At 62.5% G+C, this 25,425-nt stretch carries 21 protein-coding genes and 1 pseudogene; 11 read left to right on the forward strand and 11 right to left on the reverse strand.

Features of this window, described 5'->3' with window-relative positions; genetic code table 11:
* Window positions 1-40: 40 nt before the first annotated feature.
* Together LNV08_RS10005 and LNV08_RS10010 are read left to right on the forward strand one after the other, a co-directional pair.
* Complete coding sequence (locus LNV08_RS10005; RefSeq protein WP_263533560.1) at window positions 41-340, forward strand: EamA family transporter; 300 nt, start codon at window positions 41-43, stop codon at window positions 338-340.
* 66 nt (window positions 341-406) lie between these two features.
* Window positions 407-1,063 carry a peroxiredoxin-like family protein gene (locus LNV08_RS10010; protein WP_263533561.1) on the forward strand — a complete coding sequence of 219 codons (657 nt, stop codon included), beginning with the start codon at window positions 407-409 and terminating at the stop codon, window positions 1,061-1,063.
* A gap of 59 nt (window positions 1,064-1,122) precedes the next feature.
* On the opposite strand, the gene LNV08_RS10015 is transcribed toward LNV08_RS10010, so the two are convergent.
* From LNV08_RS10015 to LNV08_RS10025, 3 genes are all read right to left on the reverse strand, one after another.
* Complete coding sequence (locus LNV08_RS10015; RefSeq protein WP_263533562.1) at window positions 1,123-1,731, reverse strand: uracil-DNA glycosylase family protein; 609 nt, start codon at window positions 1,729-1,731, stop codon at window positions 1,123-1,125.
* Window positions 1,732-1,767: 36 nt separating this feature from the next.
* The gene (locus LNV08_RS10020; RefSeq protein WP_263533563.1) at window positions 1,768-2,229 is read right to left on the reverse strand and encodes a YHS domain-containing (seleno)protein; all 462 of its coding nucleotides are present in this window, start codon (window positions 2,227-2,229) and stop codon (window positions 1,768-1,770) included.
* 120 nt (window positions 2,230-2,349) lie between these two features.
* Window positions 2,350-2,901: a carboxymuconolactone decarboxylase family protein gene (locus LNV08_RS10025; RefSeq protein ID WP_263533564.1), complete on the reverse strand. Its 552-nt coding sequence runs from the start codon at window positions 2,899-2,901 to the stop codon at window positions 2,350-2,352.
* Window positions 2,902-3,024: 123 nt separating this feature from the next.
* Here LNV08_RS10025 and LNV08_RS10030 point away from each other — a divergent pair, with 123 nt between their 5' ends.
* Window positions 3,025-3,852 (forward strand): AraC family transcriptional regulator, encoded by an 828-nt coding sequence (locus LNV08_RS10030; protein ID WP_263533565.1) that lies wholly within the window; start codon window positions 3,025-3,027, stop codon window positions 3,850-3,852.
* Window positions 3,853-4,226: 374 nt separating this feature from the next.
* Here LNV08_RS10030 and LNV08_RS10035 read toward each other — a convergent pair whose 3' ends face one another.
* The gene (locus tag LNV08_RS10035) at window positions 4,227-4,508 is read right to left on the reverse strand and encodes a hypothetical protein (protein WP_263533566.1); all 282 of its coding nucleotides are present in this window, start codon (window positions 4,506-4,508) and stop codon (window positions 4,227-4,229) included.
* On the reverse strand, window positions 4,505-5,050 hold the full coding sequence (locus tag LNV08_RS10040; RefSeq protein WP_263533567.1) for a transporter substrate-binding domain-containing protein: 546 nt from the start codon (window positions 5,048-5,050) through the stop codon (window positions 4,505-4,507). The genes LNV08_RS10035 and LNV08_RS10040 overlap by 4 nt, the downstream gene beginning before the upstream one ends.
* 385 nt (window positions 5,051-5,435) lie before the next feature.
* Between LNV08_RS10040 and LNV08_RS10045 the strand changes: the two genes are divergently transcribed.
* Together LNV08_RS10045 and LNV08_RS10050 are read left to right on the forward strand one after the other, a co-directional pair.
* Entirely contained in the window at window positions 5,436-6,587 is a 1,152-nt protein-coding gene (locus LNV08_RS10045) for a hypothetical protein (protein ID WP_263533568.1), read from the forward strand.
* Window positions 6,588-6,621: 34 nt separating this feature from the next.
* Window positions 6,622-8,235, forward strand: coding sequence for an alpha/beta hydrolase (locus tag LNV08_RS10050; RefSeq protein ID WP_263533569.1), 1,614 nt, complete (start codon window positions 6,622-6,624; stop codon window positions 8,233-8,235).
* Between the two features lie 351 nt (window positions 8,236-8,586).
* Here LNV08_RS10050 and LNV08_RS23145 read toward each other — a convergent pair.
* Window positions 8,587-8,801: pseudogene (locus LNV08_RS23145) on the reverse strand (transposase); the annotation flags it as partial.
* Window positions 8,802-9,042: 241 nt separating this feature from the next.
* On the opposite strand from LNV08_RS23145, the gene LNV08_RS10065 reads away from it, so the two are divergent.
* On the forward strand, window positions 9,043-9,546 hold the full coding sequence (locus LNV08_RS10065) for a DinB family protein (RefSeq protein ID WP_263533570.1): 504 nt from the start codon (window positions 9,043-9,045) through the stop codon (window positions 9,544-9,546).
* Window positions 9,547-9,823: 277 nt separating this feature from the next.
* The gene (locus tag LNV08_RS10070; protein WP_263533571.1) at window positions 9,824-11,086 is read left to right on the forward strand and encodes a M28 family metallopeptidase; all 1,263 of its coding nucleotides are present in this window, start codon (window positions 9,824-9,826) and stop codon (window positions 11,084-11,086) included.
* A 27-nt stretch (window positions 11,087-11,113) separates the two neighbouring features.
* Here the strand turns inward: LNV08_RS10070 and LNV08_RS10075 are convergent, their stop codons facing one another.
* From LNV08_RS10075 to LNV08_RS10085, 3 genes are all read right to left on the reverse strand, one after another.
* On the reverse strand, window positions 11,114-13,582 hold the full coding sequence (locus tag LNV08_RS10075; RefSeq protein ID WP_263533572.1) for an alpha/beta hydrolase family protein: 2,469 nt from the start codon (window positions 13,580-13,582) through the stop codon (window positions 11,114-11,116).
* A gap of 14 nt (window positions 13,583-13,596) precedes the next feature.
* Window positions 13,597-14,646 (reverse strand): AEC family transporter, encoded by a 1,050-nt coding sequence (locus LNV08_RS10080; RefSeq protein ID WP_263533573.1) that lies wholly within the window; start codon window positions 14,644-14,646, stop codon window positions 13,597-13,599.
* A 74-nt stretch (window positions 14,647-14,720) separates the two neighbouring features.
* Window positions 14,721-16,277: an alkaline phosphatase D family protein gene (locus LNV08_RS10085; RefSeq protein ID WP_263533574.1), complete on the reverse strand. Its 1,557-nt coding sequence runs from the start codon at window positions 16,275-16,277 to the stop codon at window positions 14,721-14,723.
* 60 nt (window positions 16,278-16,337) lie between these two features.
* Between LNV08_RS10085 and LNV08_RS10090 the strand changes: the two genes are divergently transcribed.
* The 3 genes from LNV08_RS10090 to LNV08_RS10100 all read left to right on the forward strand — a co-directional run bounded on the left by LNV08_RS10090 (window position 16,338) and on the right by LNV08_RS10100 (window position 21,399).
* Window positions 16,338-18,416: an ATP-dependent helicase gene (locus tag LNV08_RS10090; protein WP_263533575.1), complete on the forward strand. Its 2,079-nt coding sequence runs from the start codon at window positions 16,338-16,340 to the stop codon at window positions 18,414-18,416.
* Between the two features lie 155 nt (window positions 18,417-18,571).
* Window positions 18,572-20,869, forward strand: coding sequence for a SulP family inorganic anion transporter (locus LNV08_RS10095; RefSeq protein ID WP_263533576.1), 2,298 nt, complete (start codon window positions 18,572-18,574; stop codon window positions 20,867-20,869).
* Between the two features lie 44 nt (window positions 20,870-20,913).
* Window positions 20,914-21,399, forward strand: coding sequence for an FKBP-type peptidyl-prolyl cis-trans isomerase (locus LNV08_RS10100; protein WP_263533577.1), 486 nt, complete (start codon window positions 20,914-20,916; stop codon window positions 21,397-21,399).
* A 234-nt stretch (window positions 21,400-21,633) separates the two neighbouring features.
* Here LNV08_RS10100 and LNV08_RS10105 read toward each other — a convergent pair whose 3' ends face one another.
* The gene (locus LNV08_RS10105; protein ID WP_263533578.1) at window positions 21,634-21,900 is read right to left on the reverse strand and encodes a hypothetical protein; all 267 of its coding nucleotides are present in this window, start codon (window positions 21,898-21,900) and stop codon (window positions 21,634-21,636) included.
* A 607-nt stretch (window positions 21,901-22,507) separates the two neighbouring features.
* Between LNV08_RS10105 and LNV08_RS10110 the strand changes: the two genes are divergently transcribed.
* Window positions 22,508-22,948 (forward strand): hypothetical protein, encoded by a 441-nt coding sequence (locus LNV08_RS10110; RefSeq protein WP_263533579.1) that lies wholly within the window; start codon window positions 22,508-22,510, stop codon window positions 22,946-22,948.
* 66 nt (window positions 22,949-23,014) lie between these two features.
* On the opposite strand, the gene LNV08_RS10115 is transcribed toward LNV08_RS10110, so the two are convergent.
* Window positions 23,015-25,387, reverse strand: a complete 2,373-nt coding sequence (locus LNV08_RS10115; protein WP_263533580.1) for a tetratricopeptide repeat protein — start codon at window positions 25,385-25,387, stop codon at window positions 23,015-23,017.
* Between the last annotated feature and the right edge of the window lie 38 nt (window positions 25,388-25,425).

Genomic DNA, 25,425 nt, shown 5'->3' on the forward strand with positions numbered 1-25,425 from the left:
GAGGTGGGCGAGTTTGCGGAGCGGGTTATGCAGCGGTCTCGTGGCAGAGGAAGCAATCCCGAAGGTCAGCGCCGTAGCAACTCCCGTGCTGCTGATTGAACTGCTGGTGCAGGGCCTGATTGCAGGCGCGGGCACGCTCTACACCTACTCCAAGATGGTGGCCTTGCTGGGCCCGGCGCGAGCCGCGGTGTTTCCGGCATTGGCGCCCGGTATTGCCGCCTTCCTGGCCTGGCCGGTGCTGGGGCAAATGCCCTCACGCATCGAGTTCGCGGGCTTGTTGATCGCCGTGATGGGTTTGTTGATCACCGTCACGGCAGGCGGCTTGGTGCGCGCGCGCTGACTGCGCTGCGCATTGCATTGCATCCCACTGTTTCTATTACATCGACCCGAAAAAGAGGATTTGAAAATGTCTAGCTTGCAAGAACAATTGGCCGACTATCAGACCGCCTTCAAACAACGCGCCCCCACCGAACGGGTCGCAATGATGGAGGCCGCTACTGCGCAGCTGCGTGCCAGCGGCATCGAGTCAGCAGCCTTGAGCGTTGGCGCCCAACTGCCGGCCTTGAGCCTGCCCGATGCGAGCGGAAACCCCGTTGATCTCAGGGCGCTGAACGCCGCTGGGCCGCTGGTGATCGTGTTCTATCGAGGCGCTTGGTGCCCGTACTGCAATTTGGAACTGCGCGAGTGGCAGCGCCTGCTGTCGCAGGTTCAAGCGCTGGGGGCCACACTGGTGGCCATCTCACCGCAGACGCCGGACAACTCGCTCTCGACCAGCGAAAAGAATGCGCTGGCCTTCCCGGTGCTGAGTGACAGCAGCCTGGCGGCGGCCAAGGCTTTCGGCATCATGTTCACTTTGAGCCCCGACTTGGTCGAACTCTACGCCGCCGCCGGCAATGACCTGCCTCGCTTGAACGGCAACGGTCAATGGGCACTGCCCATTCCTGCGACCTTCGTGATCGACCGGGCGGGTCTGCTCAGCTATGCGCATGTCGAGGCGGACTACCGGCAGCGGGCTGAGCCACAGGCCGTGCTGGACCAGCTGAGACTGGCCATCTCGAATTGAACGCGGCCGCTCCTCGGTTGATTCGTTGATTCGATAGCGAACTTGCCAGGCTTGCCAACTCACAGCGCATGCCGTCCCAGCACCGTCGCAACCCGTGCTTGCAGTGCCGGCACGACTTCTTGCTCGAACCAGGGGTTCGCCTTGAGCCAGATATTGTTGCGCGGGCTGGGGTGCGGCAGGGGCAGCAGTTGCGGCCAGTGCTTGCGCCAGTTGCGCACGGTTTCGGTCAACGTTGCTCCGGCTTTCTGCGGCAGATGCCAATCAATTGCGTACTGCCCAATCACCAACAGCAATTCAAGCTGGGGCATGGCGGCAAGCAGCGGTGCGCGCCACTGTGGCGCGCATTCCTTGCGGGGTGGCAAGTCTCCCGACTTGCCCGTGCCGGGGTAGCAAAATCCCATCGGCAGGATGGCTACTTGAGCCGGGTCGTAAAAGACGCTGGCGTCAACCCCCATCCAGTTGCGCAGGCGCGCCCCGCTGGCGTCGTCAAAAGGCAGACCGCTGGCGTGCACCTTGCGTCCGGGCGCTTGACCCGCCACCAGGATGCGAGCGCCAGCGGCGACCTGCAAGATCGGCCGCACACCGTCTGCCAAATGCGCCGCGCACAAGGTGCAGCTGCGCACTTCGCGCAAGAGCGCGGGGAGCTGAGCTGTCGCAGGCCTGGGCATTTGCGTGAGCAGTTCTGCGCGGATCAATCGACGAACTTACAGTTCAGACGGGCTGAGGTTGACGATCTTTTTCCAGTTGTCATCACCATGCTTGATACGGCCCGGCACGTCTTTGAGCCAGATGGCGCGAACCTTGCTGTCCAGGTTGAGGTAGAGCTTGCCGTCCACGATGTCGAACTGCTCAGGGTCTGACACGAACTTCTTGCTGACAGAGGCACCGTAGGCGCAATAGCCACCGTACTGCGGCAAAAACTTGCCGGGATTCGCCAGAAAGGTCTTCTTGTTTTCATCGGTGGCGAACACATAGGTCACGCCGTCGTGTTCAGCGACATGGTTGCCATTGCCGCGCTGCGGCTTTTCCTGACTGAAGTAGGTTGTCAGGTCATAGCCCGAAGCGCCAATGACGTTGTCACGCGGGCCGCCCGCCATGCTCAGGCCGGGCGACAAAAGCGCAACGCTGAACAAAAATCCAAAAACATGTTTCCAAATACTTCGCATGAAATGACTCCAGTGGGGATGTAATTCAACGGATCGGCGCCATCAAGCCGGCTTCAACAGGGTTGAAGCTGGACATGATGCGCTTGAATGACGCGTTTGAATGAAGCGTTTGTGTGATGTTCAGGCCGCCGCGAGCGCAGCGGCCTTGACCAGCGGGAAATCAACATCAGTGGCCGACACATGGTTGAAGTAGTTGGTGAAGATATTGGCTGCCACGGTGGCCACGATTTCCGTGATTTCCGCTTCCTGATAGCCGGCCGCGCGCACAAGTGCCAGGTCCGCATCGGAGATGCGCCCCCGCTCCGCCACGATCACCTTGGCAAAGGTCAAAGCGGCTTTGACTTTGGCGTCGCCGGAATCGCCGCGCAAATTGGCCGCCAGTTCAGGAGCTGCGATGCCAGCGCCTTTGCCCATCAGGGTGTGGGCAGAGGCGCAGTAATCGCATTCGTTTTCACCTGCGGTGACCAAGGCAATTTGTTCACGCAGGGCAGCAGAAATGCTGGTGCCTGAGAGCGCTTCGCTGCCACTCAGATAGAACTGAAGCACGGCCGGCGAGTGGGCGAAGGTCTTGAACAGATTGGGCACCATGCCCAGCTTGGCTTTGACCGCCGCCAGCATTGGCTGGCTTTGTGCGGGGGCGTCGACGGGGTTGAGAGCTGCAATACGCGACATAGGGTTCACCTTGAGATTTGGCTGTTTGTGCGGGTTTGCACAAGACAGACTTTGCCGGGGTGCGCCCTATCATGGGGCACTCAGCGTCTCGCTTTAGCCACCCTCAGTCTTCTTCGCTTGCTCATGGACCGTCTGTCCCTCTTGTTTGATCGCATGAATCTCAATGCCCGGATTTTTCATTCCGGCGCGCTTTGCGGCATTGCCAGCTTCTCCAATGACACGGGGCAATGCATGCTGCATGTTTTGAACCGGGGAGTGGTGCGCGTCAGCAATGCTCGGGCGGAAGAATCATTTGAAATCACGCAGCCCTCGCTGCTGTTCTACCCTGCTTCAAGCCCGCATCGTTTTGAGGTCAATGACGCCAGTGGCGCTGACTTGGTCTGCGCATTCATCGATTTTGGGCCTGGCATGGGTAAGCAGATTTTGCTCGGCATGCCCGAAAAATTGCTGGTACCGCTCGCCGCGATGGCGGGTGTCGAATCCACCCTTGCCTTGTTGTTTGATGAGGCTTTTGCCCAGCGTTCCGGTCGGGCGGCAGGCATCGAGCGCTTGGTCGAGTTCTTCACCATTCTGTTGCTGCGCCACACGCTGGACGCAGGCCTTGTCAACAGCGGCTTGTTGGCGGGGCTTGCCGACGAAAGATTGACCAAGGCCTTGATGGCTATGCAAGCCAGACCCGAGCATGCATGGGCCTTGGAGGAATTGGCTGCGACAGCCCATATGTCGCGCGCCCGCTTCGCCCTGCATTTTCATGCGATTGTCGGCGCTACCCCTTTGGACTATTTGACGGACTGGCGCATCAGCGTGGCGCAAGCGCTGCTCAAGCGCGGCAAGTCCCTCAAGATGGTGGCGCCCGCCGTGGGCTATACCAACCCTGCTGCCTTTGCCCGCGCTTTCGCCAAGCGCGTCGGTTCTTCTCCTGTGCAGTGGATGGCTCTGGAGGATGAATAGCTGGGGCACAGCACCTCAGGAAGTAGTGGCCCATTCGTCTGATGAAACTGATCGACCGCAGGCAGCATTTCGGCGTTGGACGAGCTCGAGCGATGGGCGACAGCAATGGGCACTCAGTCGCTACGCAGTCAGTGCCCTAGAAACGTCCCGTCCTGCACCAGGCCGACAGTTCTATCAAGCACCGCACAGCTGACGTTTGTTTCGCCGACCGTTTTTGTCAACGGCGGCGAACTGGCGGGGATTCGGCCTCACGGTCCTGCCTAGTTCTTGTCATTTGGATGCGCAGCGGGGGCAGCAGCAGGGGGCGCCTAGGCGTCTCTCGGTTGGTTCAAGTCACCGGTGCAATTGCGTGCATCGAGTGCATGACTCACTCTTCAGAAATCATGGCGTTTCTGGATGGCGGCAAGCACACCGGAGTGTTCAAGGCGTGCCTGTGCTTCGTCAAAGGCCTTGATGATCTTGTCGATCCCAGGCTTCATTTTTGAAAATGAAACGAAACAGTCAAGCGGATCAAGGTACCCTACGACTCGGAATCTTCCGGCAAGGGGCTTGAGGGCCGGTTCGGATGCCATGTTGAACGCCATGATGCGCTCTTCAAGAATGGCGTAGTCGGCGCGTTTCTTATTCAGCATCTGCAATGCGACCACGTCGTTCACTGCGTTCTCCAACTTAAGATGCGGCTGCGCAACGTAAAAATCATCCGCATAGGATAGCCGTTGACGGCTATCACCCGTAGCCCATAGAGATCGCTAAGCGTCAGATTTTCGGGGCCATCATCGGATCTGACCACGATTGCCATTTTTTGCCGCACGAATGGCTTGGAGTGCCAAGCATAGTCAGCAACAATTTTCTTGTTCTTCGCCGTCGTGAAGCAACCTGCGCCATTGCCGTACTTGGTTTGAACCATACAAGGGGCATAGGGCATCAAACGGTATTCGACATCGATCCTAGCCTCCAAGAATATGGCAGCGACCAGATCAAAGGCAAGTCCGACCGGCTTGCCGTTCTCGCTGCGGGAATATGGGCCCGCAGCGTTCTCCACATTGATGACGATGGGGGCAGGGGATTGCGCATAAGCACTCAGCCAAGACGCAAAGGCAAGTACGGCCATTGCAACTCGAAGCACGAAGACCCGCCTGTGATTCCTGTTTGCCAAGATCTGCTCCCAAGCAACTTTCACAATGATCGTGGGACGCATCTTGTCTCGTCGTAAGAGATTCGACAAGTCACAGCCTGTACAAGCAAGTTGAATCCATGCGATTGCCGCGGACGACCGAGCGCCTATCAGAGATAGCACGCCATTCTCACCTCAACATTGCGTTGAAGGAAGGCAGCATTGGGCACCCTGGCGCCGCCCCCCCTACGTGTCCGAAGGACAGAAATTGGCCAGGAACGCGAGGCCGCAACATCGCCAGTCAGCACCCGTTGACCAAAACGACCGGCAAACCGAACATCAGCTATGCGTCGCTTGGTCGAACTGTCGGCCCGGCGCAGGCCAGGACATTCCGGAGGCAATGAATGCTTAGCCAGCTGGCCGCATAACTCGCGTACTCTACGGCCTATAACCGACAGAAAATGCACGCATGAAAACATCGTCGAACACGCACCCATCTCCCGGCACATCCGCTGCTGTGCCCCCGCCACTCTGGCGCATCCGCCTGCAAGCGATTGCCTTGTTCGTGCTGGTCGCCGCGTTCGTCCTCGGACTGCCCATCCTCCTGGGTTGGGGCTATGGCCTGCTCACCCTGTTGGTGCTCGGCGCGGCGATACTCGCCGTCGCGAGCGCATGGGTCCTGCGACGATTCTCCCCCACAGCAGCAGGCCGACCGTTCGCGTTGGTCTGGTCGCGCAGCCTGATTGGCTGGACGCTGGTCCTCGGCGTCGTGGTGGCGGCGCCTTTCTACTATCTGATGGTCGTCACAGATACCCGGCCAGCAACGGTCCCGCAGGTGTCACTGACGAATGGCTCGAAACGCGTCGTTTTCCAGGGCATGCAGCACATCGGCTCCGAGCGCTTCTACCAGGCCGTCATTTACGACGTGGAGAAGGCGTTGTCGGAGGGCTATGTCAGCTACTACGAAGGCGTGCAGACCCCCACGCCGGAATCAAAGGCCTTTTTTGAAAAGCTGTCGCACGAACTCGTGGGCGGCAGCGACCTGAGCGGAACCTACAAGTCGATCGGTGAGGTCTGCGGGATGAAGTTCCAGCTCGACTACTTCGGCCTGCTGGAAGCCGACAAGGCCGAGCATCCGAAGCGCCACCTCGTGGCCGACGTCGATGCCATCGAGCTCAAGGCGGAGTACGACCGTCTGATGCGCGAGGATCCAGTCTTCGCGAAGGCGCATGCCAACGACTTCCAGCCCAAGCCTGCCGCGAACGACAACGCGTTCATGCTGAAGATGGTGGAATGGTTGAAGAGTGGGAGTGAGTCACAGAAGACACTCGGCGGCGTGACCTGCCGGGGGCTGTTCTCGCTCAACCAAGCCGCCGCAAGCACGACGCCGGGCCGAATGGAGCCAGTGATCCTGGACTTCCGCAACCGCGCCCTCGCGCAGCGCATCATGCAGTCGCCGGATGACAAGATCTTCATCACCTACGGGGCGGCGCACCTGCCCGGCCTGGTGGCTGAGTTGCGCAAGCTCGACCCGAAGTGGGAGGTCGGTTCGGTAAAGTGGCTGCGTACCATCGAGGCCCCCGAGCACATTGAGGGGCAACTTCGCGGCCTCGGGAACTGATCCCTGCAATCGACACCAACCGGAGAATCCAACGATGACGACACCTTCACGTCCAGCGCCCGGCCCGGGCCCCAGCATCCTCGCCGCGGGGCCGACACGCGCGCTGTTGCCTCGCTTCATGCTGCTGGGGATCACGGTCGGGGCTGTCCTGGCCGGCAGCCCTGCCGCACAGGCCGCGAACTTCGCCCGTGCCGAATTCGGTGCGGCATGGCAAACCGTCGACTGCAAGACCTTCGACATGCCTGCCGCCGTGGCGGCCAAGTCTGATTGCGGGTACGTCACGGCTCCGGAACAGCACGCATTGCCCAAGGGGCGCACCATCCAGCTTGCCGTCGTGCGCATCCGCAGCACCAGCAACAACCCTGCTGCCGACCCCCTGTTTGTTGAACAGGGCGGCCCGGGGGACTCCACCATCGGCGTGATCGTCGATTGGGCAGTGCCGTCTCTGCCCGAACTGCAAGCCGTGCTGAGGAGCCGTGACCTCGTCTTCGTCGAGGAACGGGGCACCCGGTATTCCAAACCTTTCTTGTCCTGCCCGGAGTACGACGCCAAGAACATCGCCGTCGCCAAGGGCGAGATGGCATACACCGACCCGAGCTGGTTCAAGACCTGCCAGGAGCGTTTCAAGGCGCAGGGCATCAACCTCAACGCCTTCAACACCCGCGAGAATGCAGCGGATGTCTATTTCGTCGCCGAGACCCTGGGCTACAAGGCATTCAACTACTACGGGGTTTCCTACGGCACGCTGCTGGGGCAATACGTCATCGCCCAGGCGGACAAGCACAAGGCGAAACTCCGGAGCGTGATCATCGATGGCGTCGTCCGGCCAGACATCGACTTCAATCTGGCGGGGGGGCACACACTGAGCTATGCCCTGCGCAACCTGTTTCACGCCTGCGCCCAGGATCAACGTTGCGGCCAGGCCTATCCCAACCTCGAGCAGAAGTTTCTGGCCATCGTCGATCAGCTCAACCAGAAGCCGGTTCCCCTGACCCTGACCACGCCGATGAGCAAGCAGGCAGTCGTGACCCAACTTGATGGCAATGCTTTTGCCACAGCCCTTTTGTCTCCGCTGGTCCGACCCTATTCCGGCAACACCGCCCGCGGCACGTCCATCCCCAAAAACATCCAGGCAGCAAGCCAGGGGAACTTCGGCTGGGTGGCAGACAACCTGTCCGCAGACCTGGAAAGCAGTGACGGCAGCGCCAAGGGGATGTACCACAGCGTGCTCTGCACTCGGGCCAAATCGGTGCAAGCGACGCCCACCCAGGTCTTACCCCCGCCCTTTCCGCAACTCATTGCTTGGGGCATTCGCGAAGGCGAAACGGTGGCGAAGGTCTGCTCCATCTTCCAAGCCGACTTGAAACCTCCCTTTGTTTACGAAAATCCCGAGATCCCGACGCTGGTGTTGAACGGCGCATACGACCCAGTGACTCCCCAGCCTTACGGGGAAGCCGTGGCAAGGAACCTGAAAAGTGCCTATGTCTACACCTTCCCCGGCCTAGGGCACGGGTCGTTCTTTCCGCCGCCGGGTATGCCGGCGACAGACTGTGTGATTCAGATCGCCACCGATTTTCTTGCCAAGCCCAAGCAAGCGCCCAACAGCAGTTGCCTCACGCAGATCAAGCCGCTCTTCGTGGTGGAGTAGGCCCGAATCGGTCAGGCGGCGGTCAATGTCGCCTCGATCGTGGCCTGCGTCCCACTCGCGCTGCGGATCAGGACTGCGAGCAAAGCGTTCGCTGCGCATGACCGTTTTTTAGACGGCTGCAGCGTCATCTGCTGGCGACGTGCCGAACAAAGTCAGCGCACTTGGCAAATGCACAAGATCCTCGGGCCCGTCGAGCGAGCTAGTCTGGCTCGAGAACTCCGTCCTGATCTGGTCGCAAGTCAGCGTGTGAGCCAGCATCTCGCGCGCAAGGTCGAATGCAGAGGATTGCATAGAGAGTCTTGCCTACCTGAAGGCGGTCGGTGGTGGCCGACAGCTTGTGGCCGGGTGGACATGCTGCTGCATGAATGCGTACTTCAACCGGACTCCCTGGCAAAGTACGCGGCGGCCTTTTTTAAGATGTCGCGCTCCTCGGTCGTGCGCTTTAGCTCTGCCTTGAGCTTGGCCATTTCACTGCGCAGGGATGCCGCCTCAGTGGCCGCCGGACCGCTATCCTGATCCTTGGCCTGCCTAACCCACAGGTACAAGCTTTTATCCGAAATCCCAAGGNGTCATCAGCAATGGGACCTAGTCATTTTCAGGCATTTGTTCAGGTCCGCTGTGTGGCAACGGCAAGCAGGTCAGCGCGTCAAGCGGACTGCGTACATTTGTGCCGCCCAGCTTCAGCACAAGCGTGTAACCTTGCGCTCGAATGGACCTCATCCAGCTGGCCGCGCTACGCTGCCTGTATATTTTCAGCACTGCGCGGCAAGCTGGCTCCGGCCCCTCGGCGTCAACGTTAGGCATCAAATGGAAATTTCATTGCTACTGAAGGCACTTGAATACAAGAGCTGGGCGGATCGAAGAACGCTGGATGCGGTAGGAACACTTGATTCAGTCCAAGGCGCCGCATCCCTCGCGTTTGCTCGACAACAACTCAATCACATGGTGAGAGTCGAAGAGAACTTTAGGGCGCGCCTCCTGTCGAAACCCGGTCTGCACTCGTCTACAAACACCGAAGTGGTCCCCGACCTCGCAGACCTTGATCAACGACTGACAGCTTCAAATACATGGCTGGCGAGCTATGCAGCGGAACTGCGAACAGATCAGGTTCACCAGAAACTGAGCTTCACATTTGTCGATGGCTTGCGGGGATCAATGACACCAGAGGAAATTCTGTTTCATATCGTCAATCATGGAACATATCACCGTGGTGCCATCGGTCATGCACTCGATCTCGCACGCGCAAAGCGGCCCGCCGATACATATACCGTATTCATTCACGCACTCGAGCCACAGCGCCGTGATGCCTAATCATTCTTTCAAACGGACACGTTGCGGCATGCGGTTAACTCGAACGTTGAACGAGTGCAGTCGGGTGATGCTCCGCACGCTCGCCGTTTCCGCCAGCGGCGTCTTGGTGCTGTTTCGCAGCTTGTGAAAGCTGTCGTTGGTACGGCCTGCGTCTCGCGCCTAGTGATTTGTGCGCATTTGCTGTTTGTTTTCTGGTTCGCTAACAACCCTGGAATTGCCGGTATAAACCTAGCTAAGCGGCCAAATGTCTTGGCTTCACTCAGCCCGAGCCCACGATATGGCCTTCCAAACTACCCGTGCCTGCGCCAAGCGACGCTTGGCTGTTATCTTCCTTGCGCAGACCTGCGCCGGCTCAATGGCTTTTGCGCAAGCGCAGCCCGCCCCGCTGGCCAACCCAGCAGACCCTGTCGCCGCGCTGGTCAGCCAACTCGATCTGGAAAAATACAAGGCCACCATCAAGGGCTTGACGCAGTTTGGTGACCGTCGCCAAGGCACCGAGCGCAACCGCAAGGCCCTGGATTGGATCGAGGCCCAGCTCAAGTCCTATGGCTGCAGCAATACCGAGCGCTTGCAATACCAATACACCGAGCCGGCCAAGCGCACGCCTGCCGCGCCGCAGCCTGCGCGCGCCGGCGGCCCCGCAGGGCAGGGCGGCAGCACCCTGTTCGGCCAGCGCGCCCCGACGGGCGTGAACACCGACCCGATGGCCCAGCCCGATGAGCGCCTGCGGGCACTCAATGCCGAGCCCACGCCGGTCGGCACCTCGCTGCGCGAAAACGTCTATTGCACCAAGGTCGGCAGCAGTCGCCCCGATGAGATGTACATCGTCGGCGCGCACATGGACGGCATTGGCTGGGGCGAGGCGGCCAATGATGATGGCTCGGGCACCGCCTTGGTGATGGAGTTGGCGCGCATCTTCAGCCAGCCCGGCGTCGCGACCGAGCGCTCGATACGCTTTGTGCTGTGGAACAACGAAGAGACCGGCCTGCAGGGTGCGTCGGCCTATGTGGCCCAGCGCAAGGACTTGCAAGGCATCGAGTCACCCAAAGGCTCGGGCTTGTATCCCGAGCCGAAATGGCTGGGCATGATCCAGCACGACATGATGTTGTTCGACCATGGCATGCCGGTGGCGCAAGTGGACGCCAAGGGCAAGACGGTGTTTGCGCCGCCCAAGGCCCAGCGCGCCGAAGCGGACGTCAATATCGAGTACCAATCAAGCTCAAAGTATGCGGACGGTGCCGCCGCGCTGGCCTGGGCCTTTCGCGCCGCCAATGACAAATACGCCAGCCATTACCCGGCCGCCGTCGGCTTTCATATGACGAACACCGACTCCACTCCGTTCATGGACTGGGTACCGGCGATTTCGCTGCGCGAGAACGAGCGTGGCATGCAGATAGGCGCCGGCTGGAACCCGCATTGGCACCAGCCGACCGACCTCTACTCGGCTTTTTCGGACCAGGATTTTTTACTCGGGCTCAACGCGGCTCAAACCACCTTGGCCGCCGTCGCGCAGTTGAGCGGGGCCAAGCTCAAGCCCTGAGTGGCCTGGTTTGGATAAACCCAAAACTCAGTGCAAGTCCCTGGGGTCGCCCAGGTGGGCGCGCAGCCATTGGCGCATTTCCCACTGCACATGGCCCACCGACTCGCGTGCGGTATAGCCATGTGCCTCCAGCGGCAGCAGCACATAACGCGCTGTGCCGCCGGTGCCAGAGAGCGCCTGGTAGAGCCGCTCGGACTGCATGGGCAGGGTGCCGGCGCGATCATCGACCTCGCCGTGGATCAGCAGCAGCGGCTCTTTGATCTGGTTGGCATACAAGAACGGCGATAGCTTCAAATAGCTGTCGCGCGCGTCCCAGAGTGAGCGCCGCTCGCTCTGGAAACCGAAAGGCGTCAGCGTGCGGTTGTAGGCCCCGCTGCGCGCGATGCCGGCCTTGAAGAGATCGGTGTGGGCCAGCAGATTGACGGCCATGAAAGCGCCATAACTGTGGCCGCCTATGGCCACCCGCTTGGGGTCGGTGACGCCCAGGTCCTCGGCCTTGTCGATGACGGCTTTTGCGCTCAGCGTTATCTGTTCGATGAAATCATCGTTGACGGATTTGGCATCGCCGACGATGGGCATGGTCGCATCCATCAGCACCACATAGCCGTCCAGCACCAGCATCAAGGGGCTGAGGCCGCTGAAGTTGGGGTAACGGTTGCTCGAGCCGCTGAGCTGGCCGGCCAGCGCCGGATCATTGAATTCCAGCGGGTAGGCCCAGACCAGCGTGGCCCGGGCTTCGCCCTCTTTGTAGTCGGGCGGCAGATACATCCAGAAGGACATGTCCACGCCATCGGCGCGCTTGAAGCTGATCAGCTCGCGGCGGATCTTGCGCATCAGCGGGTGCGGTGCGCGTGCCTTGGTCAAGGCTTGCGAAGCCACCCCTGGCGAGCCCAGTGCCTGTACATGCAAGCTGGGCGGCTGATTGGTGCTTTCTTGCAAGCTCAGCAGGCGGCCGTCACCGAGCAGCTCAAGCGGCTGCGTGTAGACGGCTTCGCCAGACTGGAACAAGCGCTGCACGCTGCCGTCCTGTAAATTCAAGCGGTCCAAAAAGGGCCGGTCGCCCTTGGGGCTGGCGCCCGCGCCTTGCAGCAGCAGGCCGCCGCCATGGGTTTGCGCCAGCAGGTGGCCGCCCGGCGACATGCGCATCATCGGGCTGCCGGGGTGGCGGTAGCGCTCGCGCTGGGAGTGATCAAACACCGTGCGTATGCTGCCGCCGCGCAGGGCCAGCAGGTAGCTGCGGGTCCAGGCGCGCAGGCCATCGTCTTCAGTGACCAAGGCATGCTGGCCATCGTCGATGAAGCGCATGGTGTTGAAGCGCTGTGGCAGGCGCAGCAGCTCCTGCGCCTCGCCCGTGTAGGGCGCGTCCAGGCGCATCAGGCGGTCGCGGTGCGCGACGCGGTTATTGGGGTTGCCGCCGTCCAGCGCCTCGACCCAATAGACCGCCGCGTCTTTGTTAGGCGAGGCGTAAAAAAGCCGCGGCCCCGGCAACACGCCGTTGATCGCCACGCCGCGCTTGAGCGGCAGCCGGGCAATCTCGCGCTGCACCACCCCGTCCGGGCGACGCACCTCCACCACCTGCGGAAAGTCATCCCAGGTCAGGCTGTAGCTGAAGGGGCGGGTGATGCGCTCGGTCAGCAGACCCTCGGCATCGCCCAGGCTGGCGACGCTGAAGAACAGGGCCGGCATGCCGAGTCTTTTGGTCTGCAGGCTGCGCAGGTCAACACGGACCAGCTGCGACAGCGCGTGATACTCCAGCAGGCGTTCGTCATGCGGGTTTTGCAGCAGGTCGGCATGGGTGCGCTCCGGTGATGCACGGCCGGTGGTTTCCCGGATCAAGGGCGCATTCGGCACGCTGGGCTGTTTGGGTGCTGCGCCGCGCCGCTCGACTTGGGCCAGCAGCACCAGCTCGGACGCATTCAGCCAGGCCAGCTCCCCTTGCGCCAGGGCGTTGTTGAGGCGCAGCCCCTTGATTTGTTGCAGCTCGCCGCTGCCGGCGTTGCCGACCCAGAGCTCATTGGCCTTGTCGCTGCGGCGTTCCAGCAAAAAGCGTTGGCCGTCCGGTGACCAGCTGAAGCTGTGGAAAAAGCTCTTGTCGGCGGCCTGGCCTTGGGCCAAGTCGATGATTTGCTCGGCAGCCTGCGGCTTGAACAGCGGCCGCAGGCGCAGGCGTGCGATGGCCGTGGTCTGGCTGGGCACGCTGCTGGCCTCGTCAAAGCGCAGGCCGGCCAGCTTGAGCGTCGGGCGGGCCAGCTCCGCCAGGCTGTTGAAGCGGCGCGGCTCCAGCAGCGCCAGATATTGCTTGTTGGGCGAGACCAGATGCTTGGGCAAAGCCGGCGTGTCCAGCAGCTCGCGCACCGACGCAGGCGCTTGCTGGTAGATGGCCTGCTGCGGCGCGGCCATGGCGCCCACGCCCAGCAGGGCCAGGCCCGCACCCGTCAAAGCAAGACGGGCAAAACGCTTGAAGTGAGGCAGCAAGAAGGGGAGTGAGGACAACATGGCGGCAAAGCGTATCAGACCGGGGCAGTCTGGCCGGCGGCCATCAGCCACCAAGCCAGCGCCGAGAAGCTCGCGAAGGCCAGCACCGTGGACGCCATGATGATGCGGGCCACGCGGCCGTTGTCGGCGCCATAGCGCTCCGCCAACAGCGACACATTGCTGGCGCTGGGCAGGGCGGCGGCCAGTGTCAGCACGGTCAGCTGAAACCCACTCAAAGGGGCGCCCAGGGCCTGCACCAAGCTGCCCAGGCCAAAAACCAGGCTCGGATGCAGCAGCAGCTTGAGCAGGGCCACCGGCAGATAAAGCCGCACAGGCGTGCGGCTGTGCGCATGCTGACCTGCCCGCCAGAGCACCGCGCCAATGGTGAACAAGGCCACCGGCGAGGCCGCGTCGCCGAGCATATTGACCACCGTCATCAGCGGCCCCGGCAAGCTCAGCCCCAAGCCAGCGACGCCCAGCCCCAGGGCAATCGACCAAGGCAGCGGATTGGAGAGCGCGCCACGCAAGGCCTGCAGCAGCGCTGTTTGAGGCGCAGCCGGCGCGGCGTCATGGCCGACCGTTTGGCCGACCGTGTGGCCGTCCGTTTTGTCGTTTGTCTTGCCGCTGATGTTCCCGCTTGTATTCCCGCTTGCCAGCGCGATGCACAAGGAGCTGGTCAGCAATAGATCGACCAAGATGGTGCAGATGACAGGCCCGGCCGCCGCCGCGCCCAGCAGCGCCACCAAGAGCGGCACGCCCATGAAGCCGGTGTTGGGGAAAGCGGCGACCAGCGCACCGAAGGCCGCGTCCTTCATCGGCACCCGCTCGGACCGGGTCAGGCGAATCGTCAGCGCCACCATGATCAGCGCCGCAGGTACATAAACCGCCAGCACCGCAGGGCTGAGCATGACGGCCAGCGAGGTGTTCAGGCCGAAGCGAAACAAGAGGCAGGGCAGGGCGAAGAACAGCACAAAGCCGTTCAAGCCGGGGATCGCCGCTTGCGCCAGCAGGCCGCGTTGGGCGGCCAGATAGCCGCACAAGATCAGCGCAAAAAAGGGCAGGGTGACGACAAGGATGGCTTGCATGCAGGGCGCGAGTATCGCAAGCCCGGCTTGCAGGGGGCTGAACGGGCCGCCCGCCCGGCGGGCGGATTGCCTCTTTAAACCGGGCTGGCGCCGGCCCGCCCAGCTTCCACCGCAAAGCGCGCCGATACGTCAACGGCGCTGTTGGCGTCCCAGAGTTCGCGCACCGTGCGCAATTCGACGCTCAGGCCGCCGGCCGCCAGATCGAAGCACATATAGCCATGCTGATCACCTCGGCCATAGCGCAGATGCGGGTTGTGCGGCAGCGCGCGATCAATGCGGGACTGATCCAGGCCCTGGCTGCTGATGGAAGTGCCGCAGAACTCGGTCGCCAGCACCCTGCTCTTGGCGTCGTTGAAGTCTTGCTTCAGGTCGGCCACGTAGTTGGCGTGCACATCGCCGCCCAGCACCACCGCGTTGGCCAGTTTCTTGTCGACCAGGCCTTGCAACAAGCGCTCGCGCGCGGCGGGGTAGCCGTCCCAGCCATCGGTCCAGTGCACACGAGGCGCGTCGGGGTTCTCTTGCCAGTTCATCTGCGCCATCAAGGTCGATTGCGCCAGCAAATTCCAGGGCCGCGTTGCGTCCCAGCTCTGCGCCAGCCAGCGCTCTTGCGGCAGACCCAGGAAGGTGCGCTGGGGGTCTAAAAAAGCCGGGCAGTCCTTGATCGACAGCGTGTTGGAGCCGCCGCGCCCCGGCTTCGGGCAGACCTGTGGGTCGCGGTACTGGCGGCAGTCCAGCGTCATGATGCGGGCCAGCTTGCCCCAGTCATAGCGTTCATGAATGCGGATCTCGTGCCCTTGGGGCCGCATCGCTTTCGGAAACGGCATGTGTTCCCAATAAGCCTTGGTGGCGGCCACGCGGCGCGCCGGGAAATCGGGCTCCAGGCCTTGCGAGCTGTCGCCGGCCCAGTCGTTGTCCACTTCATGATCATCCCAGGTGATGATCCAGGGGGCGCGCGCATGCATGGCTTGCAGAGCCGGGTCACTCTTGTACTGGGCATAACGCTGACGGTACTCGGGCAGCGTGCGGCACAGGCCGCCTATATGGACGCGCGGCGATGGGCCGCTGGCCGAGGCGTTCGAGATGGCGGCGCTCTCGTAGATGTAGTCGCCCAGGAACAGCACGAGATCGAGATCTTGTTTTGCCATATCGGCCCAAGCCGCATAACGGCCATGGTCCCAGCGCTGGCAAGAGGCGATGGCGAAGCGCAGCCGCGAGACGTCGGCATCGGCGGCGGGCGCGGTGCGGGTGCGCCCGACCATGCTGCGCGCGCCCAGGGCGCTGAAACGATAGAAATACCAGCGGTCGGGCTTCAAGCCTTGGGCTTCGGCGTGCACGCTGTGGGCATCTTCAACAATCGCTTGTTCGATGCCGCGTGCGGCAATGCGGCTGAAGGTTTCGTCCTCGGCCAACTCCCAACTTACCTCGGCCTTGGGCGGCAGGTCGGCGCCGGTCAGCCTGGTCCACAAAACCATGCCGCCCGGGCGCGGGCAACCGGAGGCCAGGCCCAGGGCGAAGCGATCGACCGCGTCGGCAGCAAAGGCGTGGCGGATGAAGAGCGGCGCGCTGGCGGCGGCAATGGAGGCTTGCAGCAAGCGGCGGCGACGGGAGTCTGGCGTGGTGATGAGGCTCATGCCCGACAGCATAACGGCCCCGCATGGCTATCATGCCGGGCTGCCCCCCCGCTCAAAGCCATGTCCGCCAAACCCGCCACCACGCTCAATCCCGCCCAGCTCGAAGCCGTCCACCATCTGGACGGCCCCTGCCTGGTGATTGCCGGTGCGGGCTCGGGCAAGACCAGCGTGATCACGCAAAAAATTGCGCGCCTGCTGCAAGCCGGTTACGCGGCCAAGCATATCGGCGCCATCACCTTCACCAACAAGGCCGCGCAGGAAATGCGCGAGCGGGCCAAGAGCCTGATCGGCGCGCGCGCCGCCAAGGACCTGGGTATCTCGACCTTTCACAGCTTGGGCGTGCGCATCCTGCGCCGCGAGGGGCCGCTGGTCGGGCTGAAGGAGCAGTTCTCGATTCTCGACAGCGATGATGTGCAGGGCGTGCTGCGCGACGCCGGCGGCACCTTGGACGCCAACCAGGCCAAGGCCTATCAGTGGACGATCTCGGGCTGGAAGAACCAGGGCTTGACGGCCAAACAGGCGCTGGCCATGGCCAAGGACGAACATGAGCGCGCCGCTGCCATCGTGATGGAGCGTTATCAAGAGCGGCTGGCGGCTTATCAGGCGGTTGACTTTGATGACCTGATCAGCCTGCCGCTGCGGCTCTTGAACGAACACGCCGAGGCGCGCGGCCGCTGGCAAGATCAGCTGCGCTACATCCTGGTGGACGAGTACCAGGACACCAACGCCGTGCAGTACGACTTGCTCAGGGCGCTGGTCGGCCCGCGCGCGATGTTCACGGCCGTCGGTGACGACGACCAGAGCATTTACGGCTGGCGCGGTGCCACGATCGAGAACCTCAAGCGTCTGCCGGTCGACTACCCTCGCTTGAAGGTGATCCCGCTGGAGCAGAACTACCGCTCGACCGGCGCCATCCTGCGCGCCGCCAACAACGTCATTGCGGTCAACCCGAAGATATTCGAGAAAAAGCTGTGGAGCGAGTTCGGCGATGGGGACCCGGTTTCGCTGGTCGAGTCAGACGGCGAGGAGCATGAGGCCGAGCGCGCGGTGCAGCGCATCCAGGCCTTGCGCGCGGAGGGCAAGGCGCAGCACTTTGCTGACTTCGCCATTCTTTACCGCGCCAACCACCAGGCCCGCAGCTTCGAGAAAGCGCTGCGCAAGGCCGAGATCCCCTACAAGGTCTCGGGTGGTCAGAGCTTCTTCGACAAGAGCGAGATCAAGGATCTCTGCGCCTGGTTGCGCCTGCTGGTCAACCAGGATGATGACCCGGCTTTCTTGCGCGCCATCACCACGCCCAAGCGCGGCATCGGCCACCAGACCCTGGGCTCGCTGAGCCAGTTCGCGGGGCGCTGGAAGAGCAGCATGTTCGAGGCGCTGTTTGCCGAGTCGCTGGGCGAAGTGATGAGTGCCAAGGCGCTGGGCTCGCTGCATGAGTTCGGCCGCTACATCACCGATCTGGAGTTCCGCGCCAAGCACACCGAGGGCAGCGAGCCGGCCAAGGCCTTGCTGCTGGAATGGGTCAAGGACATCGGCTACGAAGAACATCTGCTGGGCAGCGAGGACAACGAGAACGTCGCAATCGCGCGCTGGAACAATGTGCTCGACTTCATCGATTGGGTGGCCAAGCGCTGTGGCGGCCAAGTGACGCAGGACGGCGGCGCCACCGTCGAGAGCGAAAAGCAAACCGTGCTGCAGGTCGCGCAGACCATCAGCGTCATCATCTCCTTGGCCGAGCGCAATGAAGAGCAAGACCAAGTCACGCTGACGACGCTGCACGCGTCCAAGGGGCTGGAGTGGCCACATGTCTTTCTGGCCAGCGTCAACGAGGGGCTCTTGCCCTTCAAGGCCGACGATGAAGAAATGACCGCGCAGCGCTTGGAGGAAGAGCGCCGGCTGATGTATGTGGGCATCACGCGGGCGCGCAGCACGCTGGCTGTGGGCACGCTGCGCCGGCGCAAGAAGTCGCGCGAGACGGTGATGGGCATACCGAGTCGTTTCATCACCGAGATGCGCTTGAATGAAGGCAGCACCAAGGAAGACCCGCGTGAGAAGCTCAAGCGGCTGCGGGAATCCTTTGCCGCCAAGGGTGCGGCCTCAAACGCGGCGCAGGCGGCCGAAGGCAAGACGGGGCCGAATTAAACGCGGTCTTGCAGCGCAATGCCTGCATGGCTTGACGGCATAGCGGAAACAGGGTCAAGTCTTGCCCTCAGACTTCGTCCGTCCGTGCTTGGTGGTTTTTCCAGATCCTCAAGCTTGTCCTTCATGCCCGCAGATCGCAATCGACCGCAGCCGTTTTGACTTCGCCTATTGCCACCCCGAGCCATCGCCTCGCCTCTGTTTTAGCCTCGCTGCATGCCTTGTTGGGCGGTGCGGTGGGTGCGGTCGTAAGCCTGGCCATTGTGTTGACGCTGGGCGTGCTGGCGCTGGCGCCCATGGGCAGCCGAGCGGCTTTGATAGGTGTTCCCGCGGCCTTTGCCTGCGTGATCGTCGGCGCCGGGATTTTCTCCATTTGCAGCCGCAGTCGCATGGCGGCCGGTGGCCCCAGCTCTCCAACGGCCCTGATCATTGCCTTCTTGCTCAGCCAAGTCTTGCGCCAAGAGCAGGCCAGCGGTGGCGCGCTGGCGCTGACGCTGGTGTTGGCGGTCTTGAGTGCGGCGGTCATGGTCATGGGCCTGTTGCAAATGCTGATGGCGGCCATGAAGCTCGGGCGTCTCGCACGCTTTGTCCCGCAGCCGGTCTTGGCCGGGTTTATGAATGGGGTTGCCTTGCTGGTGCTGCTGGCCCAAGTGCCGGCCTTGCTGGCTGTGGCGCCCGAGCTGTGGCCGGGCCAAGGCTGGCGAGCGTTACAGCAAGCGCATGGCGGTGCCCTGGCTCTGGGCCTGGGGACGGCCGGGCTGGTTTGGCTGCTGGCTTGGCGGGCGCCGCGCTGGCCGGCGGCCTTGGCAGGCATGCTGCTGGGGCTCTTGGGCTTTCATCTGGCCAGCGCTACTTGGCCCGCGCTTGACCTCGGCGCCACGCTTGGTGCCTTGGAAGCCGAGCAATTTTTGTCGGGCTTGTTCGCCGTTTGGGCCGAGCCCGTGGCAACCCTGTCCTTGCTGGCCCCGCATGCCCGGGCCATAGGCCTAACGGCTATTTTGCTGGCCATGGTCGGCAGCCTGGAGTCTTTGCTGAATCTGCGCGCTGCTGATCAGCGCAGCGGCGAACAAAGTGATGAAAACCGCGAACTTTGGGCCTTGGGCCTGGCCAATATCGGTGGCGGCTTGTTTTGTGCTTTGCCAGTGACGCGTTCCCGAAGCCGAGCCATGGCCATCGAGATGGCCGGCGGGCGCGGCGGCCTTGGCGCCATCGGAGCTGTGCTTTGTTCGGCCTTGTTGGTCGGCTTTGCGGGAGATTGCTTGGCCTATTTGCCGCGTGCCGTCTTGGCTGGTGTGATGCTGACCGTCGCCTTCAGCCTCGTGGATCGCCGTTCGATCCAGCAGTTGTTGCAGCAGTTGTTGCAACAGCTGGGCCGGCCGAATAGCCCACACAGCCCGAGCAACTCGGATGGCAGAGCCAGACGGGAAGGCCTGCTCACCATGAGTCTGGTCTGTCTGTTGACGCTGTGGCAAGGGCCGGGTGCGGGCGTGATCTTGGGCTTGCTCTTGTCGATCTTGTTGTTCTTGCGTGGCCTGAACCGCAGCTTGGTGCGGGCTCGGTTTTCTGCGCAGCAGCGCCCCAGCCGGCGTGTTTATCCGCCGCAGGTGGAGCTGGCTTTGCGCGAGGCGCGGCCGCATATCTTGGTGGTGGAATGGGAGGGCGCGCTCTTTTTTGGCAATGCCGACCGTGTTCAAGATGAAGCCCGGCATGTGCCTGCCGACGCGCGCTGCTTGATCGTCGATTTGCAGCGTGTCTTGTCGATTGACGAGTCCGGTGCGATGGCCTTGCTGCAACTCCATGCCGCCTTGGCACGCAGAGCTTGTCGCCTGCTGCTGGCCGGGCTGGGGCCCAACAGCCCGCTGCGTAGCCAGCTGATGGACCATCTGCCCGAGGCCAAATCTGCCACTTCGGGCTTGATCTCAAACCAATGCCACCTGGATGTGGATCACGCGCTCGAAGCAGCCGAGCGGCAAGCCTTGCAGAAATGTCTTGGCTCGGGCCAAGTGCATGAATTGGGCGGCGCTGTGCCCCTGGCACAAAGCAGTCTCTTGCGAGACTTGTCCGCCGCGCAGCAGACCGTCGCCACGGTCTACCTGCAGCCGCTGAGTTTGAAGGCCGGCGAGCGCCTGTTCAGCGAGGGTGAGCTCGGTAATGGCGTCTATGTGCTAACGCGTGGTTCGATCAGTATTGTGAGCGGCAGCGGCCAGCGTTTCATGAGCTTTTCTGCCGGCACGATGTTGGGCGAGCTGGCCCTGCTGGACGGCCAAGGCCGCAGCGCCGACGCTGTGGCCGACCAAGATGCGGAGCTCTTTTTGCTGACGTCGCAAGCGCTGAGTGCCATGGCTGCCGCCGACCCTTTGCTGTGCAGCCAGCTCTACCGCAATATGGCGCTTCATCTGGCCACGCGCCTGCGGGTGGCGACCAGCGCTTGGCGCAGTGCGGCCGGGCTGCAATGACTTGCAAGCCTGCGATGATGATCGCTTTGCCGGAAACCCAATCTATGACCAAGTCAACACTGGCCGTTCTGGCCTTGCTCCTATCGTTTGGCGCTGCGGCCGCCACTGCCAAGAAGCCTGCCAAAGCAGGCTCCGCCCCCGAAGCTTCGGCATCGGCGGCGTCCGCGCCGGCCGCGACTGCAGCGCAGGCCGTGACGACCGCCTCCGGCCTGCGCTTCGAGCCGCTTACCGTGGGCAAGGGGCCGCACCCGACGGCCACCGACAAGGTGCGCGTGCACTATGTAGGCCGCTTCCTGGACGGGCGTGAGTTTGACAGCTCGATCAAGCGCGGCGAGCCGGCCGAGTTCCCACTCAACCGTGTCATCAAATGCTGGACCGAGGGCGTGCAACTGATGCAGGTCGGTGGCAAGGCGCGCCTGCATTGCCCCTCAAGCATCGCCTACGGCGAGCGCGGTGCGGGTGGCGGCGAGATCCCGCCGAACACGCCGCTGGTGTTCGAGGTGGAACTGTTGGCGATTGTGGGCAATTGAGAGCTAGCCCGCGTAGGCCCTGTAGCCAAAATGGATAGAACGTCGAAGCGAAGGAACGTCGTGCCCATCGGTGCTGTGGAGCAGCCGGGGCCGACCCCGTGAAATATCCGGGCTAGCGCAAGGCGCGCCGCTCGCTGGCGCGTTGATGGCGCTTCAAAGGCCGTTCTGTGCCCAATGCGGGGGCATTGCTTGAGTGTGCGGGTTAGAAACTCCAAACCAAGAGACTGGCCGCGCTCAGGGCCGACGCCGCACAGTTTTCCTCTGTTCGAGGTTGATCCACCAAAGGCTGAGGCGCCAAGCCAGGGCCAAGCTGCCGGCCGCGACCGCAAAAACCCTCACCGCCGTTTGAAAATCCCTGATGAACCAGCTGATGCAGACCACGGCCAGTGATCCTGCGACAGCCAGCAGATAGGACATCAGAAGCACGAATCCATTGGCGCCATTGACGCCATTCCTGATGCCTCCAACTTCTATGGCGGTTGAACCAAAAGCCAAGATCAAGGCAAGGATCGCCCAAGCCCACCAAAGCCACTCCATTTTTCAACCCTCGTTCATTTCTGCCTTTGAAGTCGTCATGACGGCCACCAGGCGATGAGCAACTGCTGCGTTGGGCGCAGACGACGGATGCGCAATTCAACTTTTCGTGCTCAGTGTGCCCGAGTTTGGCTCGAACATACGCTGCGCTCCTTTTCAGTACGGCCGACATTGCCTGAGCAAAACAGGGCGCAAACAAGGCGCCCTTGTTCAGCTGACGGCCTGGCAACTCAGCGCCCATAGCGGCCGGCCCCATCTTCGGCCTTGCGGTCGTCGACAGTGCGTTATGGAACTTTCTCGATCATTTGCAGCCGGCCGGAGGCGGCTTCACTCGAGCCAGGTCCAGCCGACCGCTCGCCTCTGATAGGGGCTGTTCGAGTCGGAGAGGCCGCCGCATGGCTCCAATCTCCAAGAGTCAGCATCTAAGGATGCACTCAACTCTTGTCGGTGGCCACCCCGACCCTCGGGCCCTTGACGACCCCTCGGCGTGCCTACAGGCACAATCCAGCTGATCGGGGCGATCCTGGCGTCAGGCCTGCTGGGAAGCCCGCCGTAAAAAAATGGAGCAGCATCAATGGCACTGACGAAGAAGGGCGAGTTCTGGTACGGGACGACGTCCGGCGACACCCAAGCCGAGCTGCGCAGCTATAGCGTTGCGAATCGCCATGAGGCCGTCCGGTTTGCCGCGTCAAAATGCGATTGCGGGTGCCGTACCTTCGCGTTGCAGACCGATGAAGAAGCCGGCGTGGCGATCCGCACCTGCACCGACTGCGGGCAGGAACACCTGATGGGCGACAGCGCGGACCACCTTGAACAAGCCGCGCCCGAAGCGCACGAGTGCGTGTGCGAGAACGAGGTGTTCGAGCTGATGTCCGGCGTCTCCGTGTACGAGGGCACACATGACGTACGTTGGTACTACATCGCTTGCCGCTGTGTGGAATGCAATCTGGTCGGGGTCTTCGCAGACTGGAAGTGTGAAGCGGGTGATGCGGCGGCCTTCCTCGCCAAGGTATGAGCGGCCAAGGGCCGTCATGAAGTGGTCGGCGGACTTGGCTGTATCAATGACGGCTAGCGTGCCCAGCTATTCCCCTCTTTTTAGCCGTGCAATGAACTGCTCCAACTGCGCATCCGGAGCCCCAGGCCGGCGCATCTTCTCTGCCCATTGAATGGCCTGCGCACGCTGGCCGCCTTGCGCATAGAAGACCGCCAAGGCATAAGCCATGGATGGGTCGGCAGGCTCCAGCTTTTGCGCCGTCAGCAGCGCGCTTTCGGCCTGCTTGCGCTGGCCCAGGCCTTGATGGACCAGGCCCAAGTTGTAGTGCACTTTGGCGCGCTCGGGCAGCAGTTTGGCGGCGCGGGTCAGCGCTGTAGCCGCCTCGGGCATGCGCTTCTCTTCGGCCAAGAGCAGGCCCAAGGAATACTGCAGCTCACCGAGTGCAGGCATGCGCGTTAGACCTTCGACCAGCACGGCCTCGGCCTTGGCGTTGCGGCCGGTGGCGCTGTAGAGCTGGCTGAGGTTGGCGCGGGCCGGCGTGAAGTCGGGGTCTATCTTCAGCGCGGTCAGGTAATGCTGCTCGGCTAAATCGTTAGCGCCTTGGTTTTGCCGAATAACGGCCAAATTCAGTTGCGCGCCGGGCATGTCGAGCGAGACGTTTTGCGTGGCGATGTACTCGGCCAAGGCGGCGTCGAAAGCCGGCTTCAGGCTGAAGCCTATCTCGTTGGCGGGCAAGCTGGACAAGCTGCGTGCGGCGGCGATGCGCACCGCCCGCACTGGGTCGCTCAGCATCGGCCCCAGAGTGGCCAGGCGTTGGGCGGCGGGCGCGGCCTCCAGGCTGTCGGCGGAGGCGGCGCGCACTTCGGGGCTCTTGTCGCGGCTGGCGTCCATCTTGATGTCCAGCCCCACATCGGCGGCATAGCGCAACTCGGCCAGGGCGGTGGCACGCACGATGGACGGCTGGCTCAGGTTCGCGGCCAGCTCGATCAAGCCGGGTGTGGCCTCGGCCTTGCCGGCGCGCGCGGCTGAAAGGGTCTCGGCGAAATGGGGCCGCTGTGAACTCGATTTAGGCCCGTACCACTTCAGCACCCAGTCGGCCGCCCATTGCGCCGGTTTGTCCGAATGGCATTGAGTACAGGCGTTAGGTGTGCCGAGCTTGACGCTGAGGTCGGGGCGCGGTATGCGCAGGCTGTGGTCGGGCCGCGCCTGTATCTGCATATAGTTGGTCGACGGCATATGGCAGGCCACGCATTGCGCGCCGGCCGAACCTTGCTTGTGGAAGTGATGGGCCGGGCCGTCGTACTCGCCGCTGGCACTGGCGAACTTCTGGTTCTGTGCCGGCTTCGGGCTCGCCGCCGGCGCATGGCATTGCAAGCACAGCTGATTGCCCGGCAGTTTCACTTTGCCGGTATGGGCGTTGTGGCAGTTGATGCAGGTCACGCCCATCTGATGCATCTTGCTTTGTCGGAAGGAACCGTCGACAAAGACCTCGTCTTGCTGCTGGCCGTCGGCGTGGTACAGGCCGCTGGTGAGCAGTGTGGGCAAGACGTTATCCAGCAGCGGCTGGCCGGCGAAGGGCTTGCCGTCCAGCTCGGTGCGGCGGGCATGGCAGCTGACGCAAATTTCGCCCTGTTTGGCGCCGTCCTGAACCTTGGTGTCGACGTTGAGGCCGTAGTTGGCCACGCTGGTCGGCGCTTTGCCCGCGGCTTTCAGTGCCGCCCATTCCACATGCGACTTACCCGGCCCATGGCAGGCCTGGCAACTCACATTCGGCTCGCTCCAGCGCGAGGCGAACGTGTCGGTCTTGGCGTCGTAGTTCTTTTCAAAGTTGGTGGTATGGCAGCCAATGCACATGGTGTTGGCGGTCTGGTAGCGGCCGGTCCAGTGCAGCACGTCGCCGGCCGGTGCTTTCTCTTTGGGCAGCAGATGGAACCATTGCTTTTTAGGCGCATCCCAGGCGATCTGCAGCGGCTGCAGGCGCCCGCCGGGCATCTCGATCAGGTATTGCTGCAGCGGATCGTGGCCGAAGGCGTACTTGATCTCGAAGTCAGCCAACTTGCCGTCCGGCCCGTCCGTATTGACGAAGAATTTACCCTCGCGCATGAAGAAACGGGTCTTGATGCCTTGGTGCTTGAACTCGGTGTTATTGAAGTCACCGCGCACTGACTCTGGGCTAGCCGCCGCCATCGCCTTGGCGTGATGCGAGCCCTCCCACTGCTTTGCTTGATCCGCATGGCAGCTCAGGCATTGTTTGTTGTCCACATAGGCGGCGTGGCCGACGGGCATGCTGGCGCCGGCAGCCGCAGTTTGCAACAACTGTGCCGGTGGGCTGTTGAGGGCGCTCAGCCACCACCACGCCGCGAGGCCCAGCATGCTCGCGAAGGCCATCATGCCGATGATCCAGGCTCGTTTGTGGGCGCGGGGTGGGGTGGTCGGGCTGGCTACGGTTTTCTTGCTCATCTTCTTCTATCGATCAAACGCCAGCTTCGATTCAAAGC

The organism is Paucibacter sp. TC2R-5 (genome assembly GCF_025717605.1).
GTDB classification, from domain to species: domain Bacteria; phylum Pseudomonadota; class Gammaproteobacteria; order Burkholderiales; family Burkholderiaceae_C; genus Paucibacter_A; species Paucibacter_A albus.

Excerpts from the sequence above, each read along its gene's own strand:
- LNV08_RS10010 (WP_263533561.1), top strand. The coding sequence starts at position 407 with ATGTCTAGCTTGCAAGAACAATTGGCCGACTATCAGACCGCCTTCAAA.
- LNV08_RS10015 (WP_263533562.1), bottom strand. The coding sequence starts at position 1,731 with ATGCCCAGGCCTGCGACAGCTCAGCTCCCCGCGCTCTTGCGCGAAGTG.
- LNV08_RS10020 (WP_263533563.1), bottom strand. The coding sequence starts at position 2,229 with ATGCGAAGTATTTGGAAACATGTTTTTGGATTTTTGTTCAGCGTTGCG.
- LNV08_RS10025 (WP_263533564.1), bottom strand. The coding sequence starts at position 2,901 with ATGTCGCGTATTGCAGCTCTCAACCCCGTCGACGCCCCCGCACAAAGC.
- LNV08_RS10030 (WP_263533565.1), top strand. The coding sequence starts at position 3,025 with ATGGACCGTCTGTCCCTCTTGTTTGATCGCATGAATCTCAATGCCCGG.
- LNV08_RS10040 (WP_263533567.1), bottom strand. The coding sequence starts at position 5,050 with ATGCGTCCCACGATCATTGTGAAAGTTGCTTGGGAGCAGATCTTGGCA.
- LNV08_RS10045 (WP_263533568.1), top strand. The coding sequence starts at position 5,436 with ATGAAAACATCGTCGAACACGCACCCATCTCCCGGCACATCCGCTGCT.
- LNV08_RS10050 (WP_263533569.1), top strand. The coding sequence starts at position 6,622 with ATGACGACACCTTCACGTCCAGCGCCCGGCCCGGGCCCCAGCATCCTC.
- LNV08_RS10065 (WP_263533570.1), top strand. The coding sequence starts at position 9,043 with ATGGAAATTTCATTGCTACTGAAGGCACTTGAATACAAGAGCTGGGCG.
- LNV08_RS10070 (WP_263533571.1), top strand. The coding sequence starts at position 9,824 with ATGGCCTTCCAAACTACCCGTGCCTGCGCCAAGCGACGCTTGGCTGTT.
- LNV08_RS10075 (WP_263533572.1), bottom strand. The coding sequence starts at position 13,582 with ATGTTGTCCTCACTCCCCTTCTTGCTGCCTCACTTCAAGCGTTTTGCC.
- LNV08_RS10080 (WP_263533573.1), bottom strand. The coding sequence starts at position 14,646 with ATGCAAGCCATCCTTGTCGTCACCCTGCCCTTTTTTGCGCTGATCTTG.
- LNV08_RS10085 (WP_263533574.1), bottom strand. The coding sequence starts at position 16,277 with ATGAGCCTCATCACCACGCCAGACTCCCGTCGCCGCCGCTTGCTGCAA.
- LNV08_RS10090 (WP_263533575.1), top strand. The coding sequence starts at position 16,338 with ATGTCCGCCAAACCCGCCACCACGCTCAATCCCGCCCAGCTCGAAGCC.
- LNV08_RS10100 (WP_263533577.1), top strand. The coding sequence starts at position 20,914 with ATGACCAAGTCAACACTGGCCGTTCTGGCCTTGCTCCTATCGTTTGGC.
- LNV08_RS10110 (WP_263533579.1), top strand. The coding sequence starts at position 22,508 with ATGGCACTGACGAAGAAGGGCGAGTTCTGGTACGGGACGACGTCCGGC.
- LNV08_RS10115 (WP_263533580.1), bottom strand. The coding sequence starts at position 25,387 with ATGAGCAAGAAAACCGTAGCCAGCCCGACCACCCCACCCCGCGCCCAC.